The 12,717-nt window shown below is 69.7% G+C and carries 11 protein-coding genes and 1 tRNA gene; 11 read left to right on the plus strand and 1 reads right to left on the minus strand.

The annotated features are described in order from the left end of the window. The first annotated feature begins 7 nt into the window (after positions 1-7). The 9 genes from polX (at position 8) to QN141_11185 (ending at position 9,300) form a co-directional block, all read left to right on the plus strand. Complete coding sequence (gene polX, locus QN141_11145; protein MDR7559030.1) at positions 8-1,723, plus strand: DNA polymerase/3'-5' exonuclease PolX; 1,716 nt, start codon at positions 8-10, stop codon at positions 1,721-1,723. Further along, positions 1,710-2,324: a DNA-3-methyladenine glycosylase gene (locus QN141_11150; GenBank protein ID MDR7559031.1), complete on the plus strand. Its 615-nt coding sequence runs from the start codon at positions 1,710-1,712 to the stop codon at positions 2,322-2,324. Before polX ends, QN141_11150 begins: the two co-directional genes overlap by 14 nt. Beyond that, a complete protein-coding gene (locus QN141_11155; protein MDR7559032.1) occupies positions 2,321-3,256 on the plus strand; it encodes a metalloenzyme in 936 nt (311 codons plus the stop codon). The genes QN141_11150 and QN141_11155 overlap by 4 nt, the downstream gene beginning before the upstream one ends. After that, complete coding sequence (locus tag QN141_11160; GenBank protein ID MDR7559033.1) at positions 3,249-5,594, plus strand: endonuclease MutS2; 2,346 nt, start codon at positions 3,249-3,251, stop codon at positions 5,592-5,594. The genes QN141_11155 and QN141_11160 overlap by 8 nt, the downstream gene beginning before the upstream one ends. Beyond that, a complete protein-coding gene (gene tyrS / locus QN141_11165; GenBank protein ID MDR7559034.1) occupies positions 5,591-6,829 on the plus strand; it encodes a tyrosine--tRNA ligase in 1,239 nt (412 codons plus the stop codon). The genes QN141_11160 and tyrS overlap by 4 nt, the downstream gene beginning before the upstream one ends. After that, on the plus strand, positions 6,816-7,979 hold the full coding sequence (locus tag QN141_11170; GenBank protein MDR7559035.1) for a M20 family metallopeptidase: 1,164 nt from the start codon (positions 6,816-6,818) through the stop codon (positions 7,977-7,979). Before tyrS ends, QN141_11170 begins: the two co-directional genes overlap by 14 nt. Beyond that, a complete protein-coding gene (locus tag QN141_11175; protein ID MDR7559036.1) occupies positions 7,976-8,383 on the plus strand; it encodes a DUF3054 domain-containing protein in 408 nt (135 codons plus the stop codon). Before QN141_11170 ends, QN141_11175 begins: the two co-directional genes overlap by 4 nt. Before the next feature lie 51 nt (positions 8,384-8,434). Continuing rightward, a tRNA-Ile gene (locus QN141_11180) sits at positions 8,435-8,511 on the plus strand. A 219-nt stretch (positions 8,512-8,730) separates the two neighbouring features. Next, positions 8,731-9,300 carry an elongation factor P gene (locus tag QN141_11185; GenBank protein MDR7559037.1) on the plus strand — a complete coding sequence of 190 codons (570 nt, stop codon included), beginning with the start codon at positions 8,731-8,733 and terminating at the stop codon, positions 9,298-9,300. A gap of 613 nt (positions 9,301-9,913) precedes the next feature. Here the strand turns inward: QN141_11185 and QN141_11190 are convergent. Further along, a complete protein-coding gene (locus QN141_11190) occupies positions 9,914-10,441 on the minus strand; it encodes an SPOR domain-containing protein (protein ID MDR7559038.1) in 528 nt (175 codons plus the stop codon). Between the two features lie 181 nt (positions 10,442-10,622). Here QN141_11190 and QN141_11195 point away from each other — a divergent pair, with 181 nt between their 5' ends. Both QN141_11195 and QN141_11200 read left to right on the plus strand, forming a co-directional pair. Next, entirely contained in the window at positions 10,623-10,997 is a 375-nt protein-coding gene (locus QN141_11195; GenBank protein MDR7559039.1) for an ACT domain-containing protein, read from the plus strand. Positions 10,998-11,976: 979 nt separating this feature from the next. Further along, positions 11,977-12,615 (plus strand): response regulator transcription factor, encoded by a 639-nt coding sequence (locus tag QN141_11200; GenBank protein MDR7559040.1) that lies wholly within the window; start codon positions 11,977-11,979, stop codon positions 12,613-12,615. Positions 12,616-12,717 lie beyond the last annotated feature (102 nt).

Here is a 12,717-nt window from a genome sequence, read left to right on the forward strand (position 1 = left end):
GCGCGCCATGCAGAACCGGGCGATTGCGGCGATGTTCAACGACATCGCCGACATGCTCGAGATCAAGCAGGATTCCCCGTTTCGCATCACCGCTTACCGCCGGGCGGCCCGGGCTTTGGAGACTCTGAGCGAGGATGTGGCGGCGGTCGCCGCGCGCGGCGCCCTCACCTCCATCCCGGGCATCGGCAAGGGGACGGCGGAGAAGATCGAGGAGTTCCTGCGGACCGGCCGCTGCCGGTACTACGACGAACTCCGGGCCTCGCTCCCCGAAGGGATCACCGCGCTGATGGCCGTCCCGGAGGTGGGCCCGAAGACCGCGCTGCTGCTCCACCAGAGACTGGGCATCACCACCATCGAGCAGTTAGAACAGGCCTGCCGGGAGGGCAGGGTCCGCACGCTTCCGCGCCTGGGGGCGAAGACCGAGGAGAACATCCTCAAAGGGATCGCCCTGCTCCGCCGGACCAAGGAGCGCCAGCCCCTGGGACGCGTCCTGCCCCAGGCCAGGGAGATTGTGGATGCCCTGCGCGGCCTGAAAGAGGTGACCTCCCTGGCCGTGGCAGGCAGCCTGCGGCGGATGAAGGAATCCGTCGGCGACATCGACATCGTCGTCACCAGCACCACCCCCGGTCCGGTCATGGAGACCTTCACCTCGCTGCCCCGGGTGAAGCAGGTTCTGGCCAAAGGCCCCACCAGGAGCTCGGTGGTCCTGGACTCGGGGATCCAGGCCGATGTGCGCGTGGTCGAGCCGGAGTCCTTCGGGGCGGCGCTGCAGTACTTCACCGGCAGCAAGGACCACAACGTCAAGATTCGGGAGCGCGCCGTGCGGCGGGGGCTGAAGATCAACGAGTACGGCGTGTTCCGCGTGAAGGACAACCGGCGGCTGGCCGGCCGGACGGAGGAGGAGGTCTACGCCGCGGTGGGGCTCCCCTGGATCCCCCCGGAGATCCGCGAGGACCAGGGGGAGATCGAACTGGCGGAGCAGGGCCGCCTGCCGGTCCTGGTGCAGCGGTCGGATATCCGCGGGGACCTGCAGATGCACACCCGCTGGAGCGACGGGACCGATAACGTCGAGGCCATGGCCCGCGCGGCCAAGGACCTGGGCTATGAGTACATCGCCATCACCGACCATTCCCAGTCGCTGAAGTTCGTGGGCGGGGTGCCGGTCGACGAGCTGCGCGCCAACGCCAGGACCTGCCGGCAGGTCTCGGACAAGGTCGGCCTGGCGGTTTTGATCGGGACCGAATGCGACATCCTGCCCGACGGACGCCTGGACTACCCCGACGAGGTGCTGGCCGAGCTCGACGTCGTCGTGGCCTCGGTGCACTCGCGCCTGCGCATGGGCCGGGAGGAGATGACGGCGCGCATCGTCAAGGCGATGGAGAACCCCCACGTGGACATCATCGGCCATCCCACCGGTCGGCTGCTCGGCCAGCGCGAGGCCTACGCCGTAGATATGGAACGGCTGGTGGAGGCGGCACGCCGAACCGGGACGGCGCTGGAGATCAACGCCTCGCCGGAGCGGTTGGATCTGAGCGACGTCCACGCCCGACTGGCCCGGGAGCGGGGGGTCATGCTGGTCATCAGCACCGACGCCCACAGCCGCTATGAGCTCCGCCACATGGAGTACGGCCTCGGTGTGGCGCGGCGCGCCTGGGTCGAGCCCCGGCACGTCCTCAACACCCGCCCACTGGCCGAGCTGCGTGCCTACCTTGCCTCCCGGTAGCGGTGCCGGTCGCGGCCGGCCGGCGCGGCTGCGGCCCCTGCCCCGGTCCTTCTTCGCCCGCAGCACCCTCCAGGTCGCCCGGGGCCTGCTGGGCCATCTCCTGGTGCATGAGACGCCGCGGGGCCGCCTGGTCGGACGGATCGTCGAGGTCGAGGCCTACCGCGGGCCGCGGGACCCGGCCAGCCACGCATTCCGCAAGACGGCCCGCAGCCGTATCATGTGGGGGACGCCGGGCACGGCGTACGTGTATTTCTCTTATGGGAACCACTACTGTCTCAACGTGGTGACGGAACGCGAGGGGACGGCCGGTGCGGTGTTGCTCCGGGCGCTGGAGCCGATGGAGGGCCTGGAGATCATGCGCCGCCGTCGCCGGACCGCCGACGTGCGTCTCCTGACCAGCGGACCGGGGCGGTTGACCCGGGCGATGGGGATCGGCCGTGAGCACAACGGCCGGGACCTGACGCGTCCGCCGCTGTACCTGGCGGCCGGCCGGCGGGGACCGGTGCGGATCAGGGCGGGCCCGCGGATCGGCATCCGCAGGGCGGTGGACCGCCCGTGGCGGTTCTACCTCTCCGGCAGTCCCTTCGTCTCGCGACGATGAGGCGCGTCCTGCTGCTCTTCGTCGACGGGCTGGGATGGGGTCCCGACGACCCGGCGGTCAACCCCCTCGTCGCCGGTCGGACGCCGACTCTGGACGGCCTGCTGGGACGTCGGCTGGCCGGGCCCGTCGCCCGGATCCGGGGGAACGGGGCGCTGCTCCTGCCCGCGGATGCGACGCTGGGCGTGGAAGGGCTCCCTCAGAGCGCGACGGGACAGACCGCGCTCCTCACGGGCGTGAACGCGGCGCAACTCGCCGGGCGGCACGTGGCGGCCTACCCCACGGCCCACCTCCGGGAGGTGTTGAAGGCGCACAACCTTTTCGCCCGGGTGCTGCGGATGGGCGGCAGGGCGGCGCTGGCCAACGCCTACACGCCGGAGTACTTTGCCGCGGTGGAGGCCGGCCGGCTGCGCCACGCCTCCATCACCTATGCCGCGCTGAGCGCGGGGGTGCGACTGCGGGGGCTCGATGACCTGCGGGCCGGGGCCGCGGTGTTTCACGACTTGACCAACGACCGTCCGCGGGCGTGGGGGTACGACGTTCCGTCGATCACTCCCCGCCAGGCGGGGCGGCACCTTGCCGGAATCGCCCGCGGACATCATCTCACCCTCTTCGAGTTCTTCCTCACCGATCTGGCCGCGCACGGCCGCATTCCGCTGGAGCCGGCGGCCGTTGTGGAGATGCTGGACGCGCTCCTGGCCGGGGTCCTTGAGGGCGGGGATCCCGGCGAGATGCTGGTGCTGATGGCCAGCGACCACGGCAACCTGGAGGACGTGCTGTCCGTTGGGCATACGCGCAACCCGGTCCCCGTCCTCCTCATCGGCGCCGGGCGCGAGGAGGTCGGTGCGTCCCTGCGCACCATCACGGACGTCGCGCCGGCGGTGACGGCCTGGCTGGCCGGAGCCCTTCCGGGGGGAGAGGTCCGGCATGGATGACCGCACCCTGCGCCTGCTTGAGTTCCCCAAGATCCGGGACCGCCTGATGGAGCAGACCGTGACCGCGTCCGGCCGCGACCGGGCCGCGGCGCTGCGGCCCTTCGTCGACCCGGAGGAGGTGCGCAGGGCGCTGGCGGAGACGGCCGAAGCCCGGGCCCTGGGTGAAGACGGCGAGGTTCCCCTGCGGGGGACGACCGACATCCGCGAGGCGGTGCGGCGCGCGGCCATCGGCGCCGCCCTCGACGCCGGGGAACTCCTGAACCTCCGGCAGACCCTGCGGACCATCCGGCAATGCAAGGGGTTTGTGACCGCCCGGCGGGAGCGGGCGCCGTACCTGGCCGAGGTAGCCGGCAGGATGGCGACCTTTGCCGCCCTGGAGGAGGCCATCGGCCGGACGGTCGCGGAGGACGGATCGATCCCGGACGGCGCCAGCGCCGGCCTGGCCCGCATCCGCCGCGAGCGGCGGACGACGCAGGCGCGCCTGCGGGAGAAGCTCGACGAGGTGCTCCGCGGGCCGTACGGCCGCATGCTGCAGGACCCCCTCATCACCTCGCGCGGCGAACGGTATGTCGTCCCGGTCCGCGCCGAGTTCAAAGGGACGTTCCCCGGCATCCTGCACGACCAGTCCAGCAGCGGCGCCACCGTCTTCATGGAGCCGCTGGCCGTCGTGCCCCTGGGCAACCGCCTGCGCGAGCTGGAGATCGAGGAACGGGAGGAAATCGCCCGGCTGCTGCGCGCACTGAGTGCGCAGGTCGGAGAACGCTCCGCCGAGATCCTCCACGCCTACGAGGCCCTGGGGCAGATCGATTTTGCGGTGGCCAAGGCGCGTCTCGCCGACGCCATGGAGGCCAGCCGGCCCGTGGTGCGCGACGACGGCGCCCTGCGCTTTGTGGCCGCGCGCCACCCCCTGCTGACGGGCAAGGTCGTGCCCGTCGATGTCCGGCTGGGGGAGGAGTTCACCACGCTGGTCATCACCGGGCCCAACACCGGCGGCAAGACGGTGACCCTCCGGACCATCGGGCTGCTCACCCTCATGGCCCAATCCGGGCTGTTCATCCCTGCGGCGGAAGGCTCGGAGGCGGCGGTCTTTCCCCAGGTGTTTGCCGACATCGGCGACGAGCAGAGCATCGAGCAGTCGCTGTCCACCTTCTCCTCGCACATGGGCGCCATCGCCGAGATATTGCGCCGGATCCGCGGGCCGGCGCTTGTGCTGCTTGACGAGATCGGTGCCGGGACCGATCCCACGGAGGGCGTGGCCCTGGCCCGGGCGATCCTGGAACATCTGCACGCCCGGGGGTGCCGCACGGCGGTGACCACGCACTACCACGAGCTGAAGTCGCTGGCCTACACGTTGCCCGGCGTCCAGAACGCCTCGGTGGAGTTCGACCCGCAGACGCTCGCCCCCACGTACCGGCTGCTGATCGGTTTGCCCGGGCGCAGCAACGCCCTCATCATCGCCGCACGCCTTGGGGTGGATCCCGCGGTGGTGGAGCGGAGCCGCGCACTGCTGGGAGCGGGGGCGGTGGAGATCGACCGCATCCTCGGCGAGATCGAGGCAAACCGCAGGGCCGGCGAGCGGGAACTGGCCCGGGCGGCCGAAGCCCGGCGGGAGGCGGAGGTCCTGCGCGATCGGCTCCAGGCCGAACTCGCCCGCCTGCAGGCCGAGCGGAGGAAGATCCTGGCCCGCGCCCGGGAGGAAGGCGAGGCGTTGATCCTCCGGGCGCGCCGCGAAATCGAGGCCATCCTCCACCGGGTGCGATCGACGGGCAGCCCCGAAACCGTGCGCCGGGCCCGGGCCGACCTGCGCCGGGTGGCCGAAGACCTCCCGGTCGCGGAGGAGGCGTCCTCCGCGGAGCCGGGCGAGGCGGTGACCGACGTCCGTCCCGGGCAACCGGTGTACATCGTGCCGCTCAGGCGCGCGGGCACGGTGCTCACGGCTCCCGACAGCCGGGGAGCGGTGGATGTCGACACCGGGGGCATCCGGGTGACCGTGGGGCTGGCCGGACTCCGCAGGGCGGCGGCGGCGCCCCCGAGCGCCGGCCGCCCTGAAACGCCGGCGCCGCAGGGGGAGATGGGCGCCGGTCCGGCCGTTCCCCTCTCGCTCAACCTGCGCGGCGAAACAGTGGACGAGGCCCTGGCCCATCTGGATAAGTATCTGGACGAGGCGTTCCTGGCCGGGCTCAGCACAGTCACCGTCATTCACGGCAAGGGGACCGGAACGCTGCGCAGAGCGGTGCACGGATTTCTGGCCCACCATCCTCAGGTGAAGTCCTTCCGCCTCGGCGAGCGCGGCGAAGGGGAAGGCGGCGTGACCATCGTAGAACTGGACGTGCGATGAAGAGACTCTCCCCGGAGGCGCAGCTGGACCTGCTGCGCCGGGGCACCGTCGAGATCATCACCGAAGAGGACCTGCTGGCCAAGCTCCGCGAAGGCCGCCCGCTGCGGGTGAAGCTGGGTGTGGACCCCAGCGCCCCGGACATCCACCTCGGGATCGCCATCGTCCTGCGCAAGCTGCGCCAGTTCCAGGATCTGGGCCACGAGGCGATCCTCGTCGTGGGCGACTTCACGGGACTGATCGGCGATCCCTCGGAGAAGAAGCGCACCCGTCCCATGCTCTCCCGCGAGGAGATCGAGCGGAACGCCGCCACCTATCGGGAGCAGTACAGCCGGATCCTGGACCCGAAGAAGACGCGGGTGGTCTTCAACAGCCACTGGCTGGGGCCGATGACCTTCGAGTCGGTGATCCGCCTGGCGGCGAAGACTACTGTGGCCCGCATCCTGGAGCGCGACGACTTCACCAACCGGCTCAAGGCCGGGACGCCCGTCTTCCTCCACGAGCTGCTCTATCCGCTGTGCCAGGCCATGGACTCGGTGCACCTCCAGGCCGACGTCGAACTCGGCGGGACCGACCAGAAGTTCAACAACCTGATGGGCCGCGATCTCCAGCGCGAGTTCGGCCAGCCCCGCCAGGTGGTGATGCTCACCCCGCTGCTGGTGGGCACCGACGGCGTGGAGAAGATGAGCAAGAGCCTGGGCAACGCCATCGGCATCACGGACCCGCCGGAGGAGATGTACGGCAAGGCGATGTCCATTCCGGACGGGCTCATCGCCCACTACATGGAGTTCGCCACCGACATACCCATCGCGGAGGTGCGGGCCGTGGCGCGGGGCCTGACCGACGGCCGCGTCCACCCGCGCGAGGCCAAGGCGCGCCTGGCCCGGGAGATCGTGACGATGTGGCACGGCGCGGACGCCGCCCTGGAGGCGGAGCGCGCCTTCGAACGGGTCTTCAAGGCGCGGGAACTGCCCGACGAGATGCGCGAGGTGTCCCTCGGCAGTGCCGTGCTGCACCAGGGGAGGATCAGGATCGTGGACCTTTTGGTGCAGGCCGGGTTGGTCGCCTCAAAGAGCGAAGCCCGGCGGTTGGTCAGCCAGGGGGGCGTCAGCGTGGACGGCGGCCGGGTCGAGAAGCCCGAGGCCGAAGTGAGCGTGAAGGACGGCGCGGTCGTGCGGGTCGGCCGGCGCCGCTTCGCCAGGATCCGGATTCGGGAGGGAGAGCGTGGCTCTGGCTGATGACGTGCGCCGTGCGGTCGATGCCGCCTCCGAGGCACTGGTGGACCTCGCCCGACGCATCCACGCCCATCCCGAGGTTGCCTTCCAGGAAGTCCAGGCCTCCCGGTGGCTGAGCGAGACGCTGGAGCGGCACGGCTTCACGGTGGAGCGGGGCATTGCCGACCTCCCGACGGCGTTCCGGGCCGAGGTCAGAGGGAGCGGTCCGGGTCCGACCGTGGCCTTCCTGGCCGAGTACGATGCGCTGCCGGAGATCGGTCACGCCTGCGGACACAACCTCATCGCCGCCGGCGCTCTGGGCGCGGGGATCGGGCTGGCCGCGGTGCGGTCGCGCCTGCCCGGCACGGTGGTGGTCCTGGGCACGCCCGCCGAGGAGGGCGGGGGCGGCAAGATCCTGATGCTGCAGCGCGGGGCCTTCGCCGGCATCGACGCCGCCTTGATGTTCCACCCGGCGAGCTACACGTTGACGATGCGGCCGTCGCTGGCCTCGTGGCGCCTCAAGGTCGCCTTCCGGGGCCGGGCGGCGCATGCCGCTGCCGCGCCGGAGGAGGGAATCAACGCGCTGGACGCCATGGTGGCGATGTTCGTGAGCATCGGCCTGCTGCGCCAGCAGCTGCGCGACGACGCGCGCGTCCACGGCATCATCACCTACGGCGGCGCGGCGCCCAACATCATCCCGGACCGCGCCGAGGCCGTCTTCAGCGTCCGGGCCGCCGATGGCGCCTACGCCGGTGAGGTGCTGGAAAAGGTGATCAACTGCGGCCGGGCCGCGGCCACCGCCACCGGGGCCACGCTACAGGTGGAAACCCAGAAGGGCTACGAGGCGATGAAGCCGAACCGCGCGCTCGCCGAGGCCTTCGGGCGCCACCTCGAAGCGCTGGGCTGGCCGCTGGATCCGCCGCCCGAGCGGCCGAAGATGGGCTCCACCGACATGGGCGACGTCAGCCAGCGCCTGCCGGCGATCCACCCCTATGTGGCGATCGGCAAGGACATCGCCGGCCACACCGTGGAGTTCCGGGAGGCGGCGCTGACGGACCAGGGGTTCGCGGCGATGCTGGCCGCGGCGAAGGCGATGGCGCTGACGGGGCTCGATCTCCTGACGAATCCCGCGTTCTTCGAGCAGGTTCGGGCGGAGTTTTCCTCCCCACGGTGAGCACCTCCTCGCTCCGGATACTCCCAGGCGTCCTCGACGGCGTCGCCCTCCTGGGGTTCCTGCTGGTCGGTCTCCGCACCCACGGGGCGCCCCTGACCCCGGCGCACATCCTGCGGGACGGCCTGCCGCTCCTCGGAGCGTGGTATCTGGTCGCCGCGATCATCCGCCTCTACCGGCACCCGCGGTGGGCCGCCGTGGTGACGACCTGGGCGATCGCCGTCCCCGTCGGGATCCTGATCCGCCAGTGGTGGGTGGGGCGGCTGTTCACCCGCGCCACACCGGTCTTCCTCGTGACGGCGCTGACCTTTACCCTGGCCTTTCTCCTCGCCGGCCGCCTGGTGGCCGCCCTCCTGGCGCGGCTGGTCGGTCGACGGGTCCGGGGCCGGGCACCCGCGGTCGGTTGACCGGTCGGGAACGCGCTGACTATACTGGATGTGCGCGCTCGATTGCTGCGTGGGCCCTTAGCTCAGGTGGTGAGAGCGCACCCCTGATAAGGGTGAGGTCCGTGGTTCGAGTCCACGAGGGCCCACCAAGGGACTCAGGGCCTCGGTCAACTGGCCGAGGCGTTTCTGCTCTTCAAGAGGGTGAGCGGGTGCATGGAGCACCCACATTCAGGGCTCGGTCGGAGTCCCAGCGTGCAAACACCTAGTCCGAACGTGATTCCTCCGCGTCACACCAGGCGGCCGGCCATATATTATTCCTTGTGGAGCCCGATGTGCTCCGCGGAGACAGGCTGGTCGGAGGTGGGGCGATGGTGGAGGCGTCCGAGCTCCGGCCGGGTATGGCCGTCCGTCTGGAGGGAGACCTCTACAAGGTGATCACGGCCTCCTTCCACGCCGGCGGGGGGCAGCTGACCGGAGTGACCCACGTGAAACTTCGGAACATGCGCACCGGGGCGGTCAGGGAGTGGCGCTTCAAGCCCGACGAACGCGTGGAGGACGTGGTGCTGGCCCGTCGGACGATGCAGTTCCTCTACCGCGACGCAGACCTTTGCCACTTCATGGATCTGGAGACGTACGAGCAGATCGCCATCGATGCTGCGCGGCTGGGGAGGTCGGCCGCCTTCCTCGTGGAGGGGATGGCGCTGCCGGTGGAGTTCTCAGACGGCCAGCCGGTGGGCGTCGTCTTCCCCGACATCGTGGAACTCCGGGTCGCCGACACCGCGCCGCCCACCCGCGCCGTGGGGACGGAGAGCGTCTGGAAGGAGGCACGTCTCGATAACGGGATGACCATCATGGTCCCGCCGTTCGTCGCGCCCGGCGAGGTTGTCCGCATCGATGTGGAGACCGCCACCTATATAGAACGGGCCAAGAGGAAGTAGTTCCGGGCACGGCCGGCGGCCTCCTACTGATGATCCGGTAGAACTGCGGCTTACTCTCCTCTTCCTGCTGGCCTCGGCGTGTCCCAAGGATTCGGGACAGGGTCGGGCCGGATCAGAGACACCTGCCGGATGCGTCCGATTCCCGGCCCAGGTCCCGGCGGCCGGGCGGCTGACCATCTACGCCTGTCGGGATGTCAGGATCACAAATACGGGCATGGGGAGGCAGGTCACCCCGACCGGGTGCGCCCGCGAATTCGCCACATCGGTGCCCTACGTCGTCCTGTTCATGCAGGTGGACGATCTCGACGTCCCGGCCACCGTCGCCTGGCAGTTGCTCGATCCCCGCGACGAAGTGTACGCCGGGTCCCAGACGCGGGTGACGCCGCCGAACGCCTACTTCCAGCGGACCTACTATCTGTTTGCGGTGCTGCCGGTGGCCTCATCGGCCAGCGAGATCCTGGAGCGCAACCCGCACTTCATGTTCCGCGTCATGGGCGGCGGACCCCGATCTGCCGCGGAGATGGAGGGGCAGTGGAAGTTCCGCACCTCGCTGGACGGACGGCCCACGGGGACCCCCACCTTGGTTCACCCTGAAGCCGTGAGGGTGCGAGGTCTACGAGTCGCCTCCACGTACGCGGGCGGTGCGTCCGGCGTCCAACCCGATTTCCAGGAAGATCGAGGTCCAGAACCGGGCGCGCTGACGGCTGTCGTAGGGACGGCTCACGACGTGGAAGACTCCGCCGTCTGCGGTGACCCCGGCGAGGTAGCCCTTGCTGCGTACGAGGCGGGCATAGGTGTCGGCCTCGGCGCGATCGGCGAAGGTGCCGAAGACGATCACGTATCGCGGTGGGGCGGGGAGCGGGCGGGTGGCCGTCCGTCCGGGCCGGACGGCCAGTGGCGCCGGGCGCAAGGTGGCCGGGGCAGGGTGGGGCACAGGCAGGCGGGGCGCTTCGAGCGGCTCCTGCGCCACAAGGCGCGGCGGCGCCGACGGCGCGCGACTCTGCAGAAACGCGGGAAGGCGCGTGGCGGCCAGCGTCCCCGCCGAGAGCAGGAAGACGGAGATCAACCCCACCAGCAGCGACCAGTTCGTGGCCAGCCGGGTGGTCCGCTGTGCCGTGGGCTGCTCTTCCCAGGTCGCCATCGCACACCCATCCTATGCCGCCGGTCCGCAGGCGTCCAGGCAACTTCTATGGCAGATATGCCACATACACCGATCGATAGACCCGGTTCTCTCGTACCGGTCCGAGAACGGCCGCGCCGGGGAGGAGGCAGGGGCCGGGGTCAGAAGCCCCATCTAGCGCCAAAAAAAGGGGGTGGATGTCGTGGCCAAGGATCTGTCCATCACGCTCGAGGACCGCCCGGGAGCCCTGGCCGCTCTTGGCGAGGCCCTGGGAAAGGCCGGTGTCAACATCGAGGGAATCTGCGGCGTGTCCGTCGGGGGAAAGGGTCACATGCACCTGCTTGTCGAGGATGCCGTCGCGGCGCGTCGCGCGCTCCAGCAGGCGGGCATCCCGGTGACGGGCGAGGAGGACGTCCTCGTGCTGGATTTGGAGGACCGGCCCGGTGCGCTGGGGGCCGCCGCGCGGAAGATCGCGAACGCGGGGGTCAACATTACCCTCGTCTACCTCGCCACGCGGACCCGCGTCGTTATTGGAGCGAGCGATCTGGTCAGGGCCAGGGCGGCGGTCGGAGCCTAGACGGTGGGAGACCGCTCAGAAGACGGATTGGGAGTTTCTCTGGAGGCGTGGAAGCCCGGTCCTCCTGGCGAAGAACCGGGCTTCCACCACCTGTTTGCGGTCCGCTGCAGACGGGGAATCCCCCGTCTACTCGTTGGGCGGTCTGGCCGGTGTCGGCGTCGTGTCCTCTGTGGCTTCGGGCGTCCCGCGGCTCCGTGCGAGGCCGAGCAGCAGACCGATCAACCCGAGCGCCCCCAGCAACCCGCCGTCGTTCTGACCCGATGGCGCGGCGGGCGGTAGCGCCGGCGTCCCTCCGCCTCCGGGAGCTCCCCCGCCGCCGTTCCCCCCGTCGGAGTCTCCGCCCGGCGAGAAGATGGCGTTGAGGGAATGCACCTGGGTACTGATCAGCCCGAGATCTTCAATCCTCGGCGTCGAGTATCTCAGTGGTCCCGCCCTCCCCTCCGCTGCAGACACCAATCCATGGTCAAGATTAACGCAACTCCCCGGGCCGCTCCCATAACTCGTTCGGAAGATTCTCTGAACTACGGAAGGAGTACGGCTGCCGGAGCCCGGTCGCCCGGGATGCTTCGTCGTCGCGGCATCTCCTGGAAGAAGCAAACCACAGTATCTTTCGATTGATTTGAGAATCTTGGTCGTTTGACGTATGCCGTCGGAAGGAGTTGCCGGATGGCGTGTGGTAATTCTCTCGCACCACCCGTTGTACTGGGACCCGCATTGACAGCGGGCTCACCCCCTGCCAGGTCACCGGATGGTGAGAGAGGTGAGAGCGGTGAGGGGTGTCCGATCCCGCGTGACTTTTCACGGGCGAGGATGCCGCCTCTAGTCCGTGTTTTGCCGGTCTGGCATCAAAATTGGTACGAAATTCCCGGGCGGCTCAAGAGCGGCCCTGGATCAGCGGTTTTCTGTAGGAAGAAGGGGACCCGGGTGCAGGCAGGCTGGATCCCGGGGCGGGGGGTTCGCGTTGGGCAGGCAAATCCGAGTGCTTGTGGCGGACGATCTGACGCTCGTCCGGGAGGGGATTCGCGCCCTCCTGAACGGGGTTGAGGATGTGGAGGTTGTGGGCGAGGCCCAGTCGGCCGACGAGGCCGTGGCCCTGGCCCGCAAACTTCAACCCGACGTGGTCCTGATGGACCAGGACATGCCGGGGAACGGCCTCCATGCGACACGTCTGATCAAAGAAGCCCTGTCCTCCACCGAGGTCATCATCATGACCGACCGCCTCAGCGACGGACGGGCGCTCCAGGCGATCGAAGCGGGGGCCACGGGCTATGTCCTGAAGGATATCCCCATCACCAGCCTGGCCTCGGCGGTGCGGGCGGTCTGCAACGGACGGGCCTTCTTCCATCCGGAGATCACCCGCAAACTGCTGGAAAGGCTCGGGCACCTGACCCGCGAGCAGCGGGACCGCCTGCGGGTGGAGTTCGAAGGACTCACTCCCAGGGAGCTGGATATCCTCTTCGAGCTGGCCCGGGGCAGCACGGACCGGGAGATCGCGGCAAAGTTCGTCCTGTCCGAGGGGACGGTCAAGACGCACTTGAGAAATATCCTGAAGAAGCTGGGAGCGCGCAACCGCACCCAGGCGGTGGCCCACGTCCTCCGCAAAGGCCTGATCGACTAGATCCGGCTTTCTCCTCACCGGGCCGCTCTTCCCTTTGGGAGGCCATCTCTGGCCAATCGAGAGATGTCTCGCTCGCCCTCGGACCTGTAGACTCTCGGTAAC

This window comes from Armatimonadota bacterium (assembly GCA_031459765.1).
GTDB lineage: Bacteria > Sysuimicrobiota > Sysuimicrobiia > Sysuimicrobiales > Kaftiobacteriaceae > Kaftiobacterium > Kaftiobacterium secundum.

What these genes read in the sequence shown, in the direction of transcription:
- polX (MDR7559030.1), top strand. Translation starts at nt 8, where the DNA reads ATGCAGAACCGGGCGATTGCGGCGATGTTCAACGACATCGCCGACATG.
- QN141_11155 (MDR7559032.1), top strand. Translation starts at nt 2,321, where the DNA reads ATGAGGCGCGTCCTGCTGCTCTTCGTCGACGGGCTGGGATGGGGTCCC.
- QN141_11160 (MDR7559033.1), top strand. Translation starts at nt 3,249, where the DNA reads ATGGATGACCGCACCCTGCGCCTGCTTGAGTTCCCCAAGATCCGGGAC.
- tyrS (MDR7559034.1), top strand. Translation starts at nt 5,591, where the DNA reads ATGAAGAGACTCTCCCCGGAGGCGCAGCTGGACCTGCTGCGCCGGGGC.
- QN141_11185 (MDR7559037.1), top strand. Translation starts at nt 8,731, where the DNA reads ATGGTGGAGGCGTCCGAGCTCCGGCCGGGTATGGCCGTCCGTCTGGAG.
- QN141_11190 (MDR7559038.1), bottom strand. Translation starts at nt 10,441, where the DNA reads ATGGCGACCTGGGAAGAGCAGCCCACGGCACAGCGGACCACCCGGCTG.